Below are 19,562 nucleotides of genomic sequence, written 5' to 3'. Positions count from 1 at the left end.
GCCGGTCAGTCCGCCTTGGGCGCGACGGCGGCCTCGTCGACGGTGACGCCCTCCCGTTCGGCGTCGTCGAGGTCGTCGTTCGCGGCGACGGCGTCGGCGATGTTGCTTTCGGCGCTGTGCTCGTCGATCTGCTCACCGATGTAGCGCACCACCACGGCGGCGACGGCGGCGGTGGGCACCGCGAGGAAGGCGCCGACGATCCCGAACACGGAGCCACCGGCGGTGACGGCGAGCAGAACCACGACGGCGTGAAGTTTCATGCTCTTGCTCTGGAGTACGGGCTGCAGCACGTTGCCCTCGATCTGCTGCACCACGAGGATGATGATCAGCACGATCACGGCGGTGGTGAGACCGTTGGCCACCAACGCGACGAGCACGGCGAGAGCACCGGCGACGAACGCACCGACGATCGGGACGAAGCCACCGATGAACGTCAGGATCGCGAGGACCGGTGCGAGCGGCACACCGAGAATGAGCAGTCCGGCGCCGATGAAGACGGCGTCGATGAGGCTGACCAGTGCCTGCGTCCGGATGAACCCGCCGAGCGTGTCCCACATGCGGCCCAGCACCACTTCGAGGTGACGGCCCGCGCGGCCGCCGCCGACGGAGTGCAGCCACGGGATGAACCGCGGGCCGTCCTTGATGAAGAAGAACGACAGCACCAGCACGAGGCCGAGTGTGAGCAGCAGGGAGCTGGCGGTGCTGACCCCGGTGAACACACCGGACGCGATGACCGTCCCACTTTCCTGCACCTTCACGACGATGGTGTGGATGCCCTGGTCGATCTGATCGTCCTGCAGGTTGATCGGCGGACCCTTCAACCAGTCCTGCACCTGGTTGATGCCCTGGGTGGCCTTGTTGGCCAGCTCGGGTGCCTGGTTGACCACGGACGGCACGATGCCCGCGATGATTCCGGCGACGACGGCGATGAACACGACGAGCGACGTCGCGGCGGCCGCCGCCGGGGGGATACGCCGTCTCGTCATCGCCCGCGTCGGCGGCCACAGCACCGTGCACACCACGACGGCCAGCAGCACGGGGAGGACGATCACCCACAGCTTTTCGATGATCCACCCGAACAACAACGCGCCCAGCGAGATGGCCACGAGGACCAGCGACCACTTGGCCACCCACATCGCACCCACCCCGATGAGATGCCCGCGGTCCGGTTTCGTGATTGCGGTCCCGGACGGCGCCGGGGCTTCCTTCTCCGTCACAGATGGTCCTCCCTGCCGTGTCTGCTCAGCCGATCAGTACTGACAGTACTGGGGGACGCCGGGACGGCCCGGTGAGGTCAGCAGCAGCGGGCACCCGGGTTCGCGTCGGCGTCCGCGTAGCGCGCCTTCCAGTACTCGCGCTCGGTCGGCACCTCGGCCTCCGGATGGTTCCGGCGAAGGTGTTCGACGTACCTGCTGTAGTCGTGGTCGCCCATCAGCGACCCCGTCCACCACCAGGCGGTCCGGACGGCCCCCACAACCCTATTCATCATGGTGATGTGCCCTGTCCGTGTGGGTGTGTGCAGCACCGGGTGCGCGCACGACGCCCGATGCGATGAGTTCGTTCCATTCCTTGTCGAGTTCCTTCTCGGCGGCGGTGGGGACGAACCCGGCGGGCGCGAAGATCTTCGACGGTTGCTCGGGTGACTCGGTGGTCGGCAGTCCACCCGCCCGGAATGCCTTGATGCAGACGAGCGCTCCGGCCACCACGACGACGAGGACGAGTCCGGCGAACACGATCGACAGGGTGCCCTGGATGAACGTGTTGCGGATGACGGCGTCGATGGCCTCGGGAGTCTTGGCGGAACCGAAGCTGGTCTTGCCGGCTTCCTTCGCCTCCTTGAACGCGGCGTGCTGGGACCAGTAGCCGACGGCGGTGTTGCCGGAGAAGATCTTCTGCCAGGACGCAGTCATGGTGACGATCAGGTCCCAGACGAGGGGAACGCCCGGAATCCATGCCCATTTGAAGAGGCCCCTCTTCATGACGATGGCGAGGACCACCATCAGCGCGATCGCGGCGAGCAGCTGGTTCGCGATGCCGAAGAGCGGGAACAGGGTGTTGATTCCACCGAGCGGGTCGGTGACGCCCATGAGCAGGATCGCGCCCCACAGTCCGACGACGGCCAGCGAGCACACCCAGGCTCCGACGCGCCACGACGGATCCTTGAACTTGCGGGCGGGTCCACCGAAGTTGCCGAGCGAGTCCGACAGCATGAACCGGGCGACACGGGTGCCTGCGTCGACGGTGGTGAGGATGAACAGCGCCTCGAACATGATCGCGAAGTGATACCAGAACGACTTGAGGGCGGCGCCGCCGAGGAACTGGCTGAGCACTTCCGACATGCCGAACGCGAGCGTCGGGGCACCGCCGGTGCGGGAGATGATCGACTCCTCGCCCACGTTCTCCGCGGCCTGCGAGAGGGTGTCGGGGCTGATGTTCGGGCTGGACAGTCCGAGGCCGTTCACGTAGGCGGCGGCCGTCTCGGGGGTTCCGCCGGTGAGGGTGGCCGGCGCGTTGAGCGCGAAGTACAGGTGCTGGTCGATGATGCACGCGGTGACGAGCGCCATGATCGCGACGAACGACTCGGTGAGCATGCCCCCGTATCCGATCAGCCGCATCTGCTTTTCCTTCGCCAGCAGCTTGGGTGTGGTGCCGGAGGAGATGAGGGCGTGGAAGCCCGACAGCGCGCCGCACGCGATCGTGATGAACAGGAACGGGAACAGCGAGCCCGCGAACGCGGGACCGTTGCCCTGGATGGCGAACGTCGTGACGTCGGGCATCTTGATGGTGGGCTGCGCGACCAGGATGCCGATGGCCAGCAGGATGATCGTGCCGATCTTCATGAACGTCGACAGGTAGTCGCGCGGGGCCAGCAGCAGCCACACGGGCAGGACGGAGGCGGCGAAACCGTAGGCGATCATCAGCCAGGCGATGGTCACCTTGGAGAGCGTGAACCAGTCGGCGCCCCAACCGGTGTCGGCGACCCAGCCGCCGGACACGATGGCGAGGAGCAGCAGCACGACGCCGATCAGCGACACCTCCGCGACCTTGCCCGGGCGCAGGTACCGCAGGTAGACGCCCATGAACAGGGCGATCGGGATGGTCATGGCGATCGAGAAGACGCCCCACGGGCTTTCCGCGAGCGCGTTGACGACGACGAGGGCGAGTACCGCGATGAGGATGATCATGATGACGAAGACGCCGATCATGGCGGCCACACCGCCGACGAGGCCGAGTTCGTCGCGAGCCATCTGACCGAGGCTGCGTCCGCGGCGTTTCGTCGAGATCCACAGGACGAGGAAGTCCTGGACCGCTCCGGCGAAGACGACGCCGATGATGATCCACAGCGTGCCGGGCAGGTAGCCCATCTGTGCGGCGAGGACGGGACCGACGAGGGGACCTGCGCCGGCGATTGCGGCGAAGTGGTGCCCGAACAGCACCCGCCGGTCCGTCGGCATGTAGTCCTTGCCGTTTTCCAGGATTTCGGCGGGGGTGGCCCGGTCGTCACGGGGCTGGACGAGTTTGCGCTCGATCATCCGCGCGTAGAAGCGGTAGGCGATGAGGTACGTGCAGACGGCGGCCACCACGAACCAGACGGCGTTGATGTTCTCGCCGCGGATGAACGCGATCATCACCCAGGCGATGCCACCGAGGAGGCCGAGGACGGCGAACGTGATCCGCGCCGCCGGTGAGATGGGGGTGCGGTCCACGACGCCGACCGCTGGCAGATCCGGATCCGTTTTCAGGTACTCGATCTCGGATTCGGGGGCGGCTCTCAGGGCCATCGCGAACTCCTTCCCAGCGCCCCCGTCGTCATTGTGTGCCGGGGGTGACGCCGTCGACAGATGCCACATCTTTTGTGGCCCCCGTCACCCTATTGCGCCGACGTTCGGTTCGACGAAAAAACGACGTCAGAAGCGAGACGAATCGGCGTCGATCCAGTCGGTGAGCCAATCCGAGGGCGGATCCTCGAGCAGTTCGCCGGGCATCAGCCACTCGTACAGTTCCGCGTAGGTGCGCGTGGTGACCCCGTCGATCCGGCGGTTGAGCATCGACGGTGTCAGTTGGTCGAAGCTGTCGAGACCCATCGATGCCACCATCTGCTGGGCGCCGGCCACCGTCGACTTCTGGAACCGGAACACCCTGGCCGCCTTGTCGGGGACGTCGAGCGCGCGGGTCCGCGCCGGGTCCTGCGTAGTCACTCCGACGGGGCAGCGGTTGGTGTGGCACATCTGCGCCTGGATGCAGCCGACGGCGAACATCATCGCGCGGGCGGCCAGGGTGAAGTCGGCGCCCTGAATGATCCGTTTGACGATGTCGGATGCGCTGGCGACCTTCCCGGACGCGCCGATCTTGATGCGGTTCCGCAGTCCGGCGCCGGTGAGCGCGTTGTGCACGAGCATCAGCCCCTCGGTGAGGGGCATGCCCATGTTGTCCTCGAATTCCACTGGACCTGCACCGGTTCCGCCCTCGGAGCCGTCGACGATGACGAAGTCCGGGGTGACGTCGCGTTCGAGCATCGCCTTGCAGATGCCGAGGAACTCGGTGCGCGATCCGACGCACAATTTGAACCCGACGGGTTTGCCGCCGGAGAGCGTTCGCAGGGTGACGATGAAGTCGATCAGCTCGTTCGGGGTGGAGAACGCGGTGTGCGAGGGCGGGGAGATCACCGTCTTCCCGACCGGCACGCCGCGCGTCTCGGCAATCTCCCGCGACACCTTCGCCCCGGGCAGCACTCCGCCGAGCCCGGGTTTCGCGCCCTGCGACAGCTTGATCGAAATCGCCTTCACCTGGTCTGATGCCGCATGTTCGGCGAACTTCCCGGGGTCGAAGTGGCCGTCGTCCGTGCGGCAGCCGAAGTAGCCGGACGCGATCTCCCAGATCAGGTCGCCGCCGTACTTGCGGTGGTACGGGCTGATCGCGCCCTCACCGGTGTCGTGCGCGAACCCGCCGCGCGCGGCCCCGGCGTTGAGGGCTTCGATGGCGTTCGCGGAGAGCGAGCCGAAGCTCATCGCCGACACGTTGAGAAGCGCGATGTCGTAGGGCCGTTCGCAGTCGGGGCCGCCGATGCGGACGGTCGGCGGCTCGGGCGGTGCCATCCGGGCGCGCAGCGAATGGGCCATGAACTCGTAGCCGACGGCGTGCACGTCCCGCTCGGTGCCGAACGGTTCCTCGGCGAGCGTCCCCTTGGCCCGCTCGTAGACGAGGTCGCGGGTGTCGCGGTCGAAGGGCGTTCCGTCCGTGGACGATTCGACGAAGTACTGCTGGATCTCGGGGCGGATCTTCTCGAGCAGGAACCGCGCGTGCCCCAGCACCGGATAATTCCGCAGAATGCTGTGCCGCCGTTGCAGCAGATCCCACGTCCCCAGGGCTGCGAGCGCGAGAAGGACGACCGCGGCGAACCACCACCCGGTCGCCACACCGAGGGTCAAGGCAAGAGCGCCCAGTCCGAGGATCCATAGCGCGAGGACGATCAACCAGCGGGTCACTCGCTGAGGCTAGAACCTCACATGAGTGCCGACGCGTACTCCGGCGCACTTTCGCACTCACATGGGGAGACAGGTGGGATAGTGGACGCACGAGGTCAGCTGCCACGACAGGGGGAGTCATGTCGGAGTCGCCGAGCAATCCGGAATCGTCGAGCAATCCGGTGCCGCCGAAGCCCGGCGACACGGGTACCTACGGCTACCAGTACCCGACGCAGCAACAGCAGCCGCCGCAGCCGCAGCCGTACCCGGGCCAGTACGGCCCGCCGCCACTGCCGCCCTCGAACGCCGGATGGGCGGTGGCTGCCGTCCTCTTCTTCTGGCCGCTCGCCTTCGCCGCGTTCAACCACGTCCACGACGTGTACCCCAAGTGGGCGATGGGCGACTATCAGGGCGCCCAGTACGCGTCCGACCGTGCCAAGGCGCTCGGCAAGATCGCCTTGTGGATCTGGGTGGCGCTGATCGTCGTCTTCGTCATCGGGTACGCCATCCTGATCATCGCCCTCGTCGCGAACAGCGATACCTCCAGCTGGTGAGGCCGATGGTCGTTGATCGGACGCCGACGCCGTAGAATCCAACGACCGTGAGCCTTACCCTCGGAATCGTCGGACTGCCCAACGTCGGCAAGTCCACCTTGTTCAACGCGCTGACCAACAACGACGTGCTGGCCGCGAACTACCCGTTCGCGACCATCGAACCCAACGTCGGCCTGGTCGAACTGCCCGATCCGCGGCTGTCCGAGCTCGCCCGGATCTTCGGTTCCGAGCGCATCCTGCCCGCCACGGTGTCGTTCGTCGACATCGCCGGCATCGTCAAGGGCGCCTCCGAGGGCGCCGGCCTCGGCAACAAGTTCCTCGCCAACATCCGCGAGGCCGACGCGATCTGCCAGGTGGTTCGCGTCTTCAACGACGACGACGTCGTGCACGTCGACGGCCGCGTCGACCCGGCATCCGACATCGAGGTGATCGAGACCGAGCTCGTCATCGCCGACATGCAGACGCTGGAGAAGGCCCTGCCGCGCCTGGAGAAGGAAGCGAAGAAGAACAAGGAACTCAAGCCCGTCCACGAGGAGGCGCTGAAGGCGCAGGAAGTCCTCGACGAGGGCAAGACCCTGTTCAGCGCGAAGGACAAGCTGGACTTCGCGCTGCTGCGCGAGCTGAGCCTGCTCACCACCAAGCCGTTCCTGTACGTGTTCAACGCCGACGAGGCCGTGCTCACCGACGACGCGAAGGTCGCCGAACTGCGCGCCTCCGTCGCCCCGGCAGACGCTGTGTTCCTCGACGCCAAGGTCGAGCAGGAGCTGCTCGAGCTGGACGAAGAGGACCGGCAGGAGATGCTCGACTCCATCGGACAGTCCGAGCCCGGCCTGCACGCACTCGCCCGCACCGGCTTCCACACCCTCGGCCTGCAGACCTACCTCACCGCCGGTCCCAAGGAATCCCGCGCCTGGACCATCCACAAGGGCGACACCGCCCCGCAGGCCGCCGGCGTCATCCACACCGACTTCGAGCGCGGCTTCATCAAGGCCGAGATCGTCTCCTTCGACGACCTCGTCGCCGCCGGATCCATGGCAGCCGCCAAGGCCGCTGGCAAGGTCCGCATGGAGGGCAAGGACTACATCATGGCCGACGGCGACGTGGTGGAGTTCCGCTTCAACGTTTAGAACCCCTGGTCACCACCCTGTTTTGGGTCCTCGGTACGCAGTGGGTACGCAGCGGACTGCAGCGACGACCGGAAGAGTGCCTCGGCCGCGTTGCGAGTACGGTCGCTCGCGTCCGGCCACAGGTGGGCGTAGGTGTTCAGCGTGACGGTGGGGGAGCTGTGCCCCAGCGCCTTCTGCACCGTCACGACGTCGCAGCCCGCCGCGATGAGGCCGGACGCGTAGAAGTGCCGCAAGTGATGGAGATGCAGATCGTCGACTCCGACGGCTTTGCGCGTCTTGCGCCATCTGTAGCCGACCGAGTTCTGGTGCCAGGGGTGCTCGCCCTCGCCGGGGAACATCCAACCGGCAGGGTCGGTGCCAGCTCGCCAGTGGGCGATGTGGAGCGACAGCAACTCGAGTAGCCCGTTGGGTGCGGGGATCACGCGCTCGGAGCCGTACTTCGGTGCCCGGAGCTCGACGACCCCGCCGTTGGCTCGCTGCACCTGACGCCGAACGTTGATCTCGCGACGCAGGAAGTCGACGTCGCCGACCTGTAGCGCCGCGGCTTCACCCAGTCGAAGGCCAGCGAAGGCGCAGAGCCCGACGAACGCGTCGAAGTCCACGTCGGCGGCCTGGACGAGCGCGCCGACCTGCTCTGCCGTGGGGATGATCATCGCGGCATCGGCGCGCCGCCGGCGGGGGAGCGTGATCTTCTCGGATGGATCTTCGGCGAGGACCTTGTCTCGGCGCGCTGCGCGCAGCACTGAGCGCACGTTGTTGAACCGTGTCTTGATAGTCCCTGGTGCGAGGGGCTTGTTTTGCATGGCCTTCACCCATGTCTCCAGATGGGAAGGCCGCAAGTCCGCCATTGCGACGTTACCGAACGTGACTCCGTTCGCCGCAAGGTTCATCGCCTCCACGGTGCCCGGTACCCACACCTGACGAGATGACCACTCACGGTAGAAGCTCGCGAATGTGATCTTGCCCGCTATCGTTGAGCCGCGTCAGTGCCACGTCCGAACAGATCGCCGACACGATCGTCGACCTCGAGCGCCTGGGCGTGCCGGTGACGGCGACCCGCGCCGAGGCCCAGCTAGCGCAAAGGCTGGCGAATCGCGGTGTGTCGACTGACCGCTTGCGCGCCGCGCTCAACACCCGGAGAGCGAACGCCGGCGTCACGTCGAGGAATCGCGGGGCCGCGGCACTGCGAAATCCCCAGGGACGCCGCAAACGCAAGGCGCCGCCGGTGCTGACCAACTTGATCGACGACCGCCTGATCGACGCCGCGTGCGTCGGGCACCACCACCTTTTCGACGGCGAGCGGGACGGCGAGAACGCAACCGACAGGGCGGGCCGCCACGCCGAAGCGGTGCGGATCTGTCGACGCTGCCCGGTCCACGCAGGGCGTGCACAGCGTGCTCCTGCGGCACCGCAAGCTCGCCACTGGCGGCAACACCTGGACGGTCTACAACAACAGTCAGCTCCTGGTCAAAGGGCCGTAGGCGGCAAAGGCCCTCGTCCGCACGATGGACGGGGGCGTGCTGTCGAGCATTCGTCGCCACACGGACGCCGACAGGTCGATAATCGAAACAGGTCGGGGTGACCGCGAGATAGGTGGTATTCCGATGATCGGATTCGGCCCGGACTGGAGTTACTGGTTCCCGTTCCTTGTGCCGCTCGTGCTGTGGTGGAACTCCTGGCACTGACCAGCCCTTCTCGGTGACAGCAACGAAGGAGGAACCATGCAACTGCAGATGTGGATCTGGCAGCAGCTCGGCGACCACGTTTGGTACATCCCGATCCCCGGCTTCCGGGAGTGGATGGGGATCGGGTAGGTGCCGAACGAAAGGGAGATCGAGATGGATGCCTTCACTCACCTGGTCGGGGATAGCTGGAGCATGTGGTCGCCGTTTCCACCGGTGGTCACGTCTTGGCTGGTCGACGTAGTGGATCAACTGTGGAGGATGGGGATCATCGCCGGGTGATCGGAGTGCAGTGGTGTGGCACCGCTCGGTACGCAGCGGGTACGCAGCACTCCCGAGGCCTGTCGGTGCTCGCCAACGCTATCAACGGTCGAAGTCGCAGGTAGGTGCGATTTGCCAACAATCGCCAACTCCAGCAAACGCCCAGCGCTGAGTTCCGCTTCAACGTCTGACGGCGGTTCCTCGCACGAGCACGCCGACCACCCCTGCGCCGACCAGTGAGATCAGCCCGGTGGTGACGGCGGCGTAGTTCCAGCCCGGCACCATGCCGTCGACGGTGCCTACCGGGTCGAGAGCGATGATGCTGACGACGGTGACGCCGATGGACGAGCCGAGGTAGCGGGCGGTGTTGTTGGCGCCGCTGCCGAGTCCGCCCTGATCGGCGGGCACGCTGGCGACGGCTTGGCGGCCGAGGCCGGCGTTGAGCAGGCCGCTCGCGACGCCGGCGAGCAGCAGTCCCGGGACCAATCGCAGCAGGGACGAGTCGGGGGTGAGGCCCGTCATCGTGAGCATGGCGACGCCGACGCCGGCGAGTCCGATGACGAGTTGTGGTGAGCCGGCGAGCCTTGCCGGGAGTGTGCGGGCGAGCAGCGACGCCACGACACTCGTGCCCGACCACAGCGCGATCACCCCGGCTGCGGCCAGCGTGCTGACGTGCATCGTCTTGACCAGAAACGTGCACGCGAACGACATCAGGCCGATGATGCCCGCCCCGGTCGCGAGGGCCGCGAGGGTGGCGGCCAGGAAGTCGCGTCGACGGAACAATGCGAGGTCGAGCATCGGGAACGGTCGTCGCAGCTCGACCGCGACGAAGGCGAGGGTGAACACAGCCGCGCCGACGCCGCAGAGCACGGTGGCGGCCATGTTGCCCTGTCTGCCCTCGACGAGTGCGACGAGCACCAGGACCATCGCGGCGCACAGCGTGACCGCTCCGGGGACGTCGATCCGCTTGGGGACGGCGGAGCGTGACTCCGCGAGCGCGCGCGTCGCGACCTGTCCGATCACGAGCGATGCGACGGCGAGTGCCCAGTACAGGCCGCGCCACCACCCGGCGAGGTCGAGGAGGCCCGCGACGACGGGGCCGACGGCGATGCCGGCGCCGACGCTCGCGCCCCAGATGCCACTCGCCGTCGCCCGCGCCGCAGGCGTGGTAAAGGCATGTGCGACGGCGCCGAGGCTGGCCGCGATCAATGCCGCGCCCGCCACTCCCTGGATCAGTCGTCCGACGATGAACAGGACGGGTTCCTGACTGACCGCGCCGACCACCGCGCCCAGGGCGAGAAGCCAGGCACCCCAGTGGAACACCCGGCGCCTGCCGTAGTCGTCGGCGAGTGCGCCCGCGGTCAGCAGGACCGCGGCGAGGCCGACGCTCATCGAACTGAGAATCCACGTCTGCGCTGCCGGGCCCGCCGACAGTGCCGCGGCAACGGTGGGCATGTTGCCGAGCGGGGCGCAGAACGCGACCAGGGCGACGAACGTCCCGAGCGATGCGACGGCCAGCGTGGTCCCCGGGCGGGGAGTGTGTGCACGGATCAGTGGGGCAACCGCAGTTGGTCTGTTCACAAGACTGAACTTAGAACCATTTTGGTCTGGTGACAAGACTGAATTGCGTTAGCATGTGGGTGTGGCACTGGGAACCGGGTACTCGCAGCAGAACTGCAACCTCGCTCGCGCCCTCGAAGTGGTGGGTGAGCGGTGGACGATGCTTGTGCTGCGCGACTGTTTCTACGGGGTCCGCCGCTTCAGTGATCTGCTTGCCCACCTCGACATCTCGCGCGCCGTCCTGACGGACCGGCTGACCGCTCTCGTCGAGGCCGGCGTCCTCGTCCGTGTCGCCGACGGCGGTCATCCCGAGTACGAACTCACCGAGGCCGGGAAGGCTCTGTGGCCGAGCATCTATGCGCTGTCGCAATGGGGTGAGCAGTACGTGTCGCCCGGCAGTTACCCGGGCCGCGTGTTCTCGCACGCGGTGTGCGGAGCGCAACTCGATCGTTTCGGGCGATGCCCCGACTGCGGCACGATCCCGGGCCCCGAGGACCTGGTGGTCGCGCCCGGGCAGGGGGAGGCCGTCCGTCCCCGCAGCGACGCCGTCGCCGTGGCCCTGCGTGAGCCGCGCCGGATGCTCACTCCACTGCGGCCGCACAGCGCCTGATCGACGCGACCCTCACGCCGCGACGGGCAGGGCCGGTTCGAACGTCGCCCGCACCTGCAACCACTGGGCGAGGATCTGGCATCCGGTGAGCCCGCTCGCATCGAGGGGTTCGCTGGCGTACGCGACGTGCCGCCCACCCCGCGCATTGACGACGCGCACACCGCGCCAGGCGAGGCGCGGCGGAAGGTAGCCGAGCACCTCGATGGCCGCGGTCCGCAGCCGGCGCAGGTCGGTGCGCCACTGCCGGGGGCTGACGCGGGTCTTGGTCGCATTCTGGAAGCTGTTGTTGCGGATCAGTTCCCACGTCTGTGCGAGCCACGTCCGCAGCGCGTGAAACGACATCCACCGGGTGAGGTCCGCGATGTCGCGCACGTAGCTGTCTTCGCTGGCATTGCAGATCATGTCGTCCGGGTGCGCGATCCACTGGACCGGTACGGAGTCGGGGATCGGGGCGCCGTCGCCCGCGACACCGCGTCCGCGGCAGCCCGGCACCACCCCCGCGGGTTGCTCGGGGTCGGAGACGAGACCCACCGCGGAGAGGTTGTCGGCGCGCAGGGCGCCGGTGGCGATCTGCCCGAGCGCCTCACGGATCACGGTGCATCCCTGCGAGTAGCCGATCAGCATGACCGGTCCCGGAGCGTCCTCCATGGCGTCGATCAAGCGGCGGACGCCGATCTCGGTGCTCTCCCGGTAGCTGAGCCCGCCCGCGGCCACCGGCCCGTACGACGCCGGATAGCCGACCCACCGGGACGCGAACCGGTCGTCGAGGGCGTCGGTGACGTCACGCAACAGTCCGGAGACGTGGCGTCGGTGGTCATCGGGGTGGGACTCTCCGGTGCCACCGACGGCGAGAACGGTCACCTGGGACATGGATCCCATCATGCCGACCGCGGGTAATGATCCGTTCGGGCGACCCTGAGAAGTTCCTGGCAATCGAGCGCCGTGGGTTGTCACCCGATCGCCAGCGCGATCAAGGCCACCAGCGGGGGCACGCTCTGCGACAGTGTGCCGACGACGCCGTCCCCGCGCTGTCGGCTGAGCGCCATCCGGTCCGAAACGGCCAGGGCGATGCCCGCCAGGAACATGAAGAGGCAGGTGTAGACGACGAGGGTGCGACCCGGAGTGTCGTGACCCGCCCACCACAGGACGACGCCTGCGATGGCGCCGGAACCGAGGAACAGGTTGTAGAAGCCGACGTTGAACGCCCACAGATGGGCCGCGGGCACATCGCGGCCGGGGATGCGGAAGATGCCCTCGTGCACCGACGGCCTGCGGAACAGGACCGACTCCCACACGAATGCCAGCAGGTGCACGCCTGCGGCGACCAGTGTGGCGATCTGCGCGACGATGGTCACGGCGCACCCGACCCGGTCGCGAGTTCGACGCCGTACCGATCGGTGACCCCGCGCAGCAACCGGTCCATTTCTCCCGGCGAGTCCCCGCCACGGCCGACCGCGTCGAGATCACCGAAGAAACGGCTGTGGGATGCCCCGGCGGAGACGAGGAGGAAGTCGGCGGACTCGGACAGGACCGTGAACGTATTCATCGTTCCCGCCTCGATGGCGATGGTTTCCCCCGCCGCGAGTTCGTACCCGGTGTCTCCGGCCTGGACCAGCATCCGGCCGCGCAGCACGTGGTAGGACTTCGACCACGGCTCGGCGTGCAGCGGGCCGTCCGGTGCGGTCCGGGACGCTTCGACGAGGAAGACTTCGTACGCCCCGCCGGTGTGATCGCCGCCGACCAAGACCGTGATGTGGGCGTCCGGCGCGGTGAGGTGGCGGCCGTCGCCTGCTCTGATTACGTGAACGTGAGTGGACATACTGCGACGGTATGACCGGTGCACCCCGCTGCCCATCCCCGGAATCTGGGATGGTGGTGTGCCCGTGACCAGCGCATACTGTGTTCATGCTGGAGGTCCGGGCGGAAAAGTTGCGCCGGGAGGTGCTCGCTGTGGCGGGATCGGGTGCCGGTGTCACGCAGCTGCACGAGCGCGCCATCGAACTGGTCGGTGAGACGGTGCGCAGCGACCTGACGTGCTGGGCGATGCTCGACCCGGAGACACTCGCGATCAGTTCGATGACCAGCGGGCGCAGCCGGATACCGCAGCAGTACGAACCGCTGCTCGCCGAATCCGAGTACAACGGCGACGATCCGGGCACGTTCGCCGAACTCGCCCGCAGCGGCCGAACCGTCGCGCGGGCCTCGGACCTACCCTCGGACGAGGTCGCGCACAGCCTCCGCCACGGCGCGGTGTGGGCGCCGCTGGGGCTCGGCGGCGAGGTCCGAATCGTGTTCCGCGTCGACGGTGTGTGCTGGGGCGCAGCCGGATTCGTGCGGTCCGGGCCGGATTTCACCGACCGTGAGCTCGAGTTCCTCACACTCGTGGCTCCCGGCCTGGCGGTCGCGACGCGGGCCGCGTCCGTGCACGCCCCGGCGGTCTCCGGTCGCGGTGACCAGGGTCCGGCGGTGGTGGTCACCGACGCCGCCGGCGATCCGATTGCGCTCACAGCCGCGGCCCGCGGCTGGCAGGACCGCTTCGACGAGGTCGCCCCCGGCAGGCTGACCGTGGTGCTGCGGGCCGCGACGTTCGGAGCCCGGTCGAGCGGTTCGGGGATCTTCAAGGCGCGTGTGCGCGACGCGGAGGGCGGCTGGATTCTGGTGCGCGCCACGGCCTTGATCGGCGGCGACGAACCGCAGACGGTGGTCACCCTCGAACCCGCCGTCGGCGGCGAGCTCACCGGATTGTTGCTCGCGGCGTATGCGGTGACCGCACGCGAGCGTGACGTGTGCGCCGATGTGATGGCCGGCTACGCGACGTCCGAGATCGCGGACCGCCGCGGCATCACCGTGAACACCGTCCAGGACCACCTGAAATCGGTGTACGCGAAGGCCGGGGTCCGCAGCCGCGCGGAGCTCGCCGCTCGGCTGCGGACCGGTCGCGAGCACTAGCGGCGGCTCACGAACCGGCCCCGCCCTCCACGGCGGCTCAGCGCGGTTCGGGCCGTTCCTGGTAGCACTTGAAACTCAGTGCGAGACGGCCACGCCCGTGTGTCATCGAGCGCAGGGCGACCGGATAGTCGGTGACCTCGCTCGTCGGCACCGACGCGATGACGGTGACCTCGCCGTCCCCTGCCGGTTCGGTGCCCTCGATCTGGCCGCGGCGCCGTCCGAGATCCGCCATCACGTCACCCTGAAGCGCCGACGGCACCGTGACCTCGACGTGGTCGACGGGTTCGAGGACGAGGGTGCCCACCTTGTCGATGGCCGCACGGAGGGCGAGTGCCCCCGCCATCCGGAAACTGAAATCGTCGGAGTCGACCGAGTGATGCTTGCCGTCGAGAACGGTGGCCCGCAGGTCGACGAGCGGAAACCCGTGCCGGCCTCCGCGTCCCATCGATTCGGCAATCCCCTTGCCGACCGCGGGGATGAGGGACTTGGGTATCACTCCACCGCGGGTCTCGTCGACGAACTCGTAGCCCTCGTTGCGGGGGAGCGGCTCGAAGCGGACCGTCGCCACCCCGAACTGGCCGTGGCCGCCGCTCTGCTTCTTGTGGCGGCCCTCCGTCTCCACGGTGCCGAGCAGCGTCTCGCGGTACGCGATCTTGACGGGTTCGGTCTGGAGGGTGATGCCGTACCGCCGCTTCAACCGGGTCAGCGCCACCTGCACGTGCACATCGCCGGCGCCCCGGACCACCGTCTGGTGGGTTTCGCTGTCGCGGGTCACCTCCAGCGTCGGGTCGTCGCTGACGAGCTCCGTCAGGGCGGTCGCCAGTTTGTCCTCGTCGCCCGCGCTCTCGGCGGCCACGGCGATTCCGTAGACGGGACGCCGGTGCACGATCGGGGGGACGGTGAGGGACGAGCCGATCGGCGCGAGGGTGTCACCCGTCGAGACGTCGGTCAGTTTGATGGCGCCGACGATGTCGCCCGCCTCCGCGGTGTCGATCGCGGTGTGTTTGCTGCCGAGGACGCGAAGCAGGTTGTGCAGGCGCTCCTTCGCTCCGGTGCGCTGATTGACGAGGACGTCGTCGGCGTGCACGGTGCCGGACAGGATCTTCACCAACGCCACCTGCCCGACGTACTCGTCGGTCTGCGTCTTGAAGACGTACGCGAGCGGATCACCGGACGGATCGCACCGCACCTCGGCGACCCCGTCGCCGTGAACCTCGATGCCCGGGACCTCCGACGGTGCGGGCGCGATCCGGCACACGAAGTCGAGCAACCGGTCGACGGCGATCGCATCGACCGCCGACCCGCACAGCACCGGCCACAGCGAGCCCGCCGCGAAACCCGCGCGGAGCGCGTGCTCGAGTTCGGCCACGGAGATGTCCTCCCCGTCGAGATACTTCGAGAGCAGGTCGTCCTCGATCTCGACCACGTCCTCCACGAGATGCTCGTGCTGTTCGTGCTCGCGGTCGGCGATATCGGCGGGCAGTTCGTCGCTCGTGTTCGCGGACCCGCTGTCGTAGAGGATGACGTGCTCGGTGAGGAGATCGGCGACCCCGGTGAACGCCGACGCCTCGCCGACGGGCAGGTCGACCGGCTCGACCCCGGACCCGAAATGGTCGCGGATACCGGCCAGGACGACGTCGAACGACGCCCGCTCCTTGTCCATCTTGTTCACGAACAGGATGCGCGGGATGGAACGCTCACCGGCCGCCTGCCACAGCAACTCGTCGTTCACCTGCAGACCGCTGACGCCGTCGATCACGAACACGGCGACGTCCGCGACCCGGAGAGCGGTCATCGCGTCGCCGATGAAATCGGCATAACCCGGCGGGTCGAGCAGGTTGATCCGGTAGTCGCCCCACGAGAAGGAGGCCAGGCCGAGCGCCAGCGACTGCGTGCGGTCGTGCTCTTCCGGTTGGGTGTCGAGCACGGTGTTACCGCTCTCGACGCGTCCGGGCCGGGTGACGACACCGGCGCGGAAGAGCATCGCCTCCGCGAGCGTCGTCTTCCCGTTACCCTGATGTCCCATCAGAGCGATATTGCGGATCAGATCCGTCTCGGTCGTCACTGCTACCCCCACCACAGCACTGTCGTTGGGTCGCTCCCGACGATACAGCGCGCGCGACCGTCGGCGAGGCGTTATCTTCCACCTGTCCAGGTGGGCGCGACCTCGTTCCACCACACCCGACAGCGAATGGAGACCGGCATGGCTTCGGACGACTTCCTCGTCGAACGTTCCACCGTCATCGATGCGAGCCCCGACGTCGTTCAGCCGTTCCTCGACAACTTCCGGCAGTGGCAGTCGTGGTCGCCGTGGGAGAACGTCGATCCCGACCTGAAACGCACGTACTCCGGCCCCGAGTCGGGTGTCGGCGCCGCCTACGCCTGGGAGGGCAATCGCAAGGCGGGGGCGGGGTCGATGGTGATCACCGAGTCGGTGCCCGGTTCGAAGGTCGTGCTCGACCTGAAGTTCCTCAAACCGTTCAAGGCGGACAACGTCACGACGTTCCTCCTCGAACCGAACAGCGCCGGGACCACCGTCCGCTGGCAGATGACCGGCAAGACCAACCGTTTCTTCAAGATCGTGGGAGTCCTCTTCCCGATGGACAAGATGGTGGGCAAGGACTTCGAGAAGGGGCTCGCGCAACTGAAGGCGACGGCCGAGCAGCGTTAGGCGTCGGTTCCCGTCGTCAACTCGAGGTCGGTCATGGTCTTGAAGCGGGGTGTGCCGTCGCTGTCGTTGCGTGCCTGTTCCATCACGAGGCGGGCGGACCGTCCGTTCAGGTGGAGCGTCGCGACCTGGTCGCCGAAGAACGGTCCGGCGACCTTCGACCAGTCGATGGGAACGGGTGGCACCCGCGACACCCGGCCGAGGATGAAACGCACGGTCCGCTCGGTCGCGCGCCGCCACGAGATCCGGAACGTCACTTTCATGGCGGCCGGAACGTAGTTGTGCAGGGGAGAGCACGTCAGCTGATACACCAGTGACTGCAGTTTCTCGGCGTAGTGCGCCTGCGCGACATAGGCGTGGTGGACGTCCCCGGACAGCACCGAGATGGTGGACGGCGCCCGGCCGGCCGGACCGGCCTTGCGGCCTGCTCCGACCTCGGCGAAGAGGCGGGCCAACCGGTCGAACGAGTCACGGAACGCCGCCCAGTGCTCGAGGTCCGCACCCCGCCGGATCTTCTCCGCCACGGCCGCCACCCGCGGGCCGCGGGACCCGGCGGCGAGTCGTTCGTCCCAGGACTCGAGGTCGTGCAGGGCGCGGGGCAGCAACCACGGCAGCGACGTCCCGACGAGCAGATGGTCGTAATCGCCCTCGGTCTGACGTTCGATCCAGGAGAATTCGGGGTCGGACACCATCTCGCGGCGACCGCCGGAGAGGACACGACCACACCGCGAGTCGATGACGAGCAGCCGCGCGACCCCGAGGTCCCGGCGATACGACCATTGCGTGCCCTTCGCCCCGTCCGCTTCCTCGTCGGCGGCCGACGCGAATTCGCGGAGCATCGGCTCGACGTCGCCGCCGTGCTTCCGAACCCGTTGATACAGTTCATTTTCGGCGAGGAGGCTCGGCGCCAGGTTCCCGAGGTGCTGGTACACCCAGTACGAGGACAGCGCGCCGACGATGCGCTCCTCCCACCACGACGTGGCCTCGAGTTCGGCACGCCAGGATTCCGAGGTGTTCCAGTCGTCCCGGACGTCGTGGTCGTCGAAGATCATCGACGTCGGCACCGTCGACATCAGCCAGCGCACCTGAGGGTCCGTCCACGACTCGGCGTAGAGCCAGGTGTACTCCTCGAAATTGCGCACCTGCGGCCCCGGCGGCTCTTTCACGTCGTGGATCTCGGCGACCCGGGCCTCGGTCTCGGGGGAGAGTTCGTCGGCGTACACCTGATCCCCGAGCAGTAGCAGGGCGTCGGGCCACTGGTCCGGGGACTGTTCGGCCATCCGCACCGCGTAGGCGTCCAGCGCGTCGGCGCCGAGGTGCCGGTTGTCCTCCGTCGTGGACATCGTGGCGAACCGGCACGACCCGAACGTCAGGACGAGCGTGTCGTCGTCCTCCCGGAGGGTGCGGATCACCGACGGGACGGCACTCGGCAACGGCCACACCGGGCGGCCGTCGAGGGTCACCTCGTACGGGGTGGTCGACCCGGGCTCCAGACCCTCCACGACGACGAGCGCATAGTGGTGACCCGACACGTTCCACGTGCGCTCCTCGTGGCCGAGGACCCGGACGGTGCACGCCTCCGACGTCTCGACCCACACCGTGGCATCGCACGTGCCGACATGCCTCAGCAGTGGCCCCAGAATCAGCTCCGCCACGGCGTCACCTTGCCGGAATTCTCTTCGCGCGTGACGGATACATACGCTCAGCCTACGGATCCCCGAGCAAACCCGAGAAGGCTTCCGCCGCGAAAGAGTCGTGGGGTTCGCGGCGACTCGTGGTGATTCGCCAGGAGGTGCCGTCACCTGGTACCACTTTGGTATCATGGGTACATGGCCATGACATTGCGACTGACTGAGGAGCAGGAGCGCGCGCTCACGCTTCTCGCCGACGCTCAAGGTGTCAGCAAGCAGGAGGCGACCGTCCGCGCGATCGTGGAGGCTGCTGCCCGACACACCCATGACGAGCGGGTTCGCGCGCTGTCCCGTCGCGGCCGCGAGCGGTATGCCACCTTGCTGGACCGCCTCGCTCAGTGACGATCGACTACCTGACTCTCGAGGACTTGCTCGCGCTGGCCGAGGATCTCGGCGTTGCGTCCGTCCGGGACCTCGGACTGCTCGACTCGGCGGCTCATCGTCCGCAGACGTCATTGGTCGGCGAGGAGGCGTACCCGTCGATTCACGACAAGGCTGCCGTTCTGCTCGAGTCCCTGACGAGGAACCAGGCGCTGGTCGACGGGAACAAGAGGCTGTCCTGGCTGGCGGTTCACGTGTTCTATGGACTGAACGGCTACGACCTGGATGCTCCCGAAGATCCGGCGTACGACTTGGTCATCGCTGTGTCGAGCGGGGAGCAGGGGTACCGGGAGGTGTCGCGGCAGCTCGCTGATTGGGCGCGTCCCGTCTGAGTGTCGCTACATCCGAAGATCCCTGTCGGACAGTATGTGTCGGAGGGTTCGGCTAGCCTGTCGCGCATGGCTGAACCAGTGAAGGGTCCCGCGTCGTATTTCCCGTCGATCGAGGAGAAGTACGGTCGGCCGATCAGTGAATGGCAGACGCTCATCCGGGCGTCCGAGCTGACCAAGCACATGGAGTTGGTGAGCTGGCTGAAGTCCGAGCACGGCCTCGGTCACGGCCACGCCAACGCGCTGGTCGCCCACACCCTGAAGGGGGACGCCGCCGGCTGACGG

19 protein-coding genes are annotated in these 19,562 nt (G+C 67.6%); 8 read left to right on the top strand and 11 right to left on the bottom strand.

All coding sequences use genetic code 11. The features are described from left to right. Positions 1-5 precede the first annotated feature (5 nt). From JVH1_RS06970 to JVH1_RS06955, 4 genes are all read right to left on the bottom strand, one after another. Positions 6-1,217: an AI-2E family transporter gene (locus tag JVH1_RS06970; RefSeq protein ID WP_009479123.1), complete on the bottom strand. Its 1,212-nt coding sequence runs from the start codon at positions 1,215-1,217 to the stop codon at positions 6-8. Between the two features lie 77 nt (positions 1,218-1,294). Further along, positions 1,295-1,486 (bottom strand): YbdD/YjiX family protein, encoded by a 192-nt coding sequence (locus JVH1_RS06965; RefSeq protein WP_029539499.1) that lies wholly within the window; start codon positions 1,484-1,486, stop codon positions 1,295-1,297. Then, positions 1,479-3,782 carry a carbon starvation CstA family protein gene (locus JVH1_RS06960; protein ID WP_009479125.1) on the bottom strand — a complete coding sequence of 768 codons (2,304 nt, stop codon included), beginning with the start codon at positions 3,780-3,782 and terminating at the stop codon, positions 1,479-1,481. Before JVH1_RS06960 ends, JVH1_RS06965 begins: the two co-directional genes overlap by 8 nt. 126 nt (positions 3,783-3,908) lie before the next feature. Continuing rightward, positions 3,909-5,486, bottom strand: a complete 1,578-nt coding sequence (locus tag JVH1_RS06955) for an FMN-binding glutamate synthase family protein (protein WP_009479126.1) — start codon at positions 5,484-5,486, stop codon at positions 3,909-3,911. A gap of 119 nt (positions 5,487-5,605) precedes the next feature. On the opposite strand from JVH1_RS06955, the gene JVH1_RS06950 reads away from it, so the two are divergent. Both JVH1_RS06950 and ychF read left to right on the top strand, forming a co-directional pair. Then, entirely contained in the window at positions 5,606-6,019 is a 414-nt protein-coding gene (locus JVH1_RS06950) for a CD225/dispanin family protein (RefSeq protein ID WP_009479127.1), read from the top strand. A gap of 47 nt (positions 6,020-6,066) precedes the next feature. Next, entirely contained in the window at positions 6,067-7,146 is a 1,080-nt protein-coding gene (gene ychF, locus JVH1_RS06945; protein ID WP_009479128.1) for a redox-regulated ATPase YchF, read from the top strand. Here ychF and JVH1_RS06940 read toward each other — a convergent pair. Together JVH1_RS06940 and JVH1_RS06935 are read right to left on the bottom strand one after the other, a co-directional pair. After that, positions 7,143-7,889, bottom strand: coding sequence for a tyrosine-type recombinase/integrase (locus JVH1_RS06940; RefSeq protein ID WP_371112952.1), 747 nt, complete (start codon positions 7,887-7,889; stop codon positions 7,143-7,145). The genes ychF and JVH1_RS06940 overlap by 4 nt on opposite strands. A gap of 1,380 nt (positions 7,890-9,269) precedes the next feature. Beyond that, a complete protein-coding gene (locus JVH1_RS06935; protein WP_009479134.1) occupies positions 9,270-10,670 on the bottom strand; it encodes an MFS transporter in 1,401 nt (466 codons plus the stop codon). 55 nt (positions 10,671-10,725) lie between these two features. On the opposite strand from JVH1_RS06935, the gene JVH1_RS06930 reads away from it, so the two are divergent. Beyond that, complete coding sequence (locus tag JVH1_RS06930) at positions 10,726-11,259, top strand: helix-turn-helix domain-containing protein (RefSeq protein ID WP_009479135.1); 534 nt, start codon at positions 10,726-10,728, stop codon at positions 11,257-11,259. 12 nt (positions 11,260-11,271) lie between these two features. On the opposite strand, the gene JVH1_RS06925 is transcribed toward JVH1_RS06930, so the two are convergent. The 3 genes from JVH1_RS06925 to JVH1_RS06915 all read right to left on the bottom strand — a co-directional run bounded on the left by JVH1_RS06925 (position 11,272) and on the right by JVH1_RS06915 (position 13,078). Next, positions 11,272-12,141: a cutinase family protein gene (locus JVH1_RS06925; protein WP_083849878.1), complete on the bottom strand. Its 870-nt coding sequence runs from the start codon at positions 12,139-12,141 to the stop codon at positions 11,272-11,274. Positions 12,142-12,209: 68 nt separating this feature from the next. Continuing rightward, positions 12,210-12,614, bottom strand: a complete 405-nt coding sequence (locus JVH1_RS06920) for a DUF1304 domain-containing protein (protein ID WP_009479137.1) — start codon at positions 12,612-12,614, stop codon at positions 12,210-12,212. After that, positions 12,611-13,078 (bottom strand): hypothetical protein, encoded by a 468-nt coding sequence (locus tag JVH1_RS06915; RefSeq protein WP_009479138.1) that lies wholly within the window; start codon positions 13,076-13,078, stop codon positions 12,611-12,613. Before JVH1_RS06915 ends, JVH1_RS06920 begins: the two co-directional genes overlap by 4 nt. An 86-nt stretch (positions 13,079-13,164) precedes the next feature. Between JVH1_RS06915 and JVH1_RS06910 the strand changes: the two genes are divergently transcribed. Continuing rightward, positions 13,165-14,208 carry a helix-turn-helix transcriptional regulator gene (locus tag JVH1_RS06910; RefSeq protein WP_009479139.1) on the top strand — a complete coding sequence of 348 codons (1,044 nt, stop codon included), beginning with the start codon at positions 13,165-13,167 and terminating at the stop codon, positions 14,206-14,208. Between the two features lie 37 nt (positions 14,209-14,245). Here JVH1_RS06910 and JVH1_RS06905 read toward each other — a convergent pair whose 3' ends face one another. Further along, positions 14,246-16,273 (bottom strand): elongation factor G, encoded by a 2,028-nt coding sequence (locus JVH1_RS06905; protein WP_009479140.1) that lies wholly within the window; start codon positions 16,271-16,273, stop codon positions 14,246-14,248. Between the two features lie 138 nt (positions 16,274-16,411). Here JVH1_RS06905 and JVH1_RS06900 point away from each other — a divergent pair, with 138 nt between their 5' ends. Then, positions 16,412-16,879: an SRPBCC family protein gene (locus tag JVH1_RS06900; protein ID WP_009479141.1), complete on the top strand. Its 468-nt coding sequence runs from the start codon at positions 16,412-16,414 to the stop codon at positions 16,877-16,879. On the opposite strand, the gene JVH1_RS06895 is transcribed toward JVH1_RS06900, so the two are convergent. Next, positions 16,876-18,531, bottom strand: a complete 1,656-nt coding sequence (locus JVH1_RS06895) for an alkaline phosphatase D family protein (protein WP_009479142.1) — start codon at positions 18,529-18,531, stop codon at positions 16,876-16,878. The two genes, JVH1_RS06900 and JVH1_RS06895, sit on opposite strands and share 4 nt — an antisense overlap. Before the next feature lie 174 nt (positions 18,532-18,705). Here JVH1_RS06895 and JVH1_RS06890 point away from each other — a divergent pair, with 174 nt between their 5' ends. From JVH1_RS06890 to JVH1_RS06880, 3 genes are all read left to right on the top strand, one after another. Continuing rightward, a complete protein-coding gene (locus tag JVH1_RS06890) occupies positions 18,706-18,909 on the top strand; it encodes a hypothetical protein (RefSeq protein ID WP_009479143.1) in 204 nt (67 codons plus the stop codon). Next, on the top strand, positions 18,906-19,280 hold the full coding sequence (locus JVH1_RS06885) for a type II toxin-antitoxin system death-on-curing family toxin (protein WP_009479144.1): 375 nt from the start codon (positions 18,906-18,908) through the stop codon (positions 19,278-19,280). The genes JVH1_RS06890 and JVH1_RS06885 overlap by 4 nt, the downstream gene beginning before the upstream one ends. 66 nt (positions 19,281-19,346) lie before the next feature. Beyond that, a complete protein-coding gene (locus tag JVH1_RS06880; RefSeq protein ID WP_043781906.1) occupies positions 19,347-19,559 on the top strand; it encodes a DUF4287 domain-containing protein in 213 nt (70 codons plus the stop codon). Positions 19,560-19,562 lie beyond the last annotated feature (3 nt).

Origin of the sequence: Rhodococcus sp. JVH1 (assembly GCF_000280725.2) — a bacterium.
GTDB classification, from domain to species: domain Bacteria; phylum Actinomycetota; class Actinomycetes; order Mycobacteriales; family Mycobacteriaceae; genus Rhodococcus_F; species Rhodococcus_F jostii_A.
The sequence above is the reverse complement of the archived record's forward strand: the minus strand, read 5'-3'. Positions and strand labels throughout refer to the sequence as shown.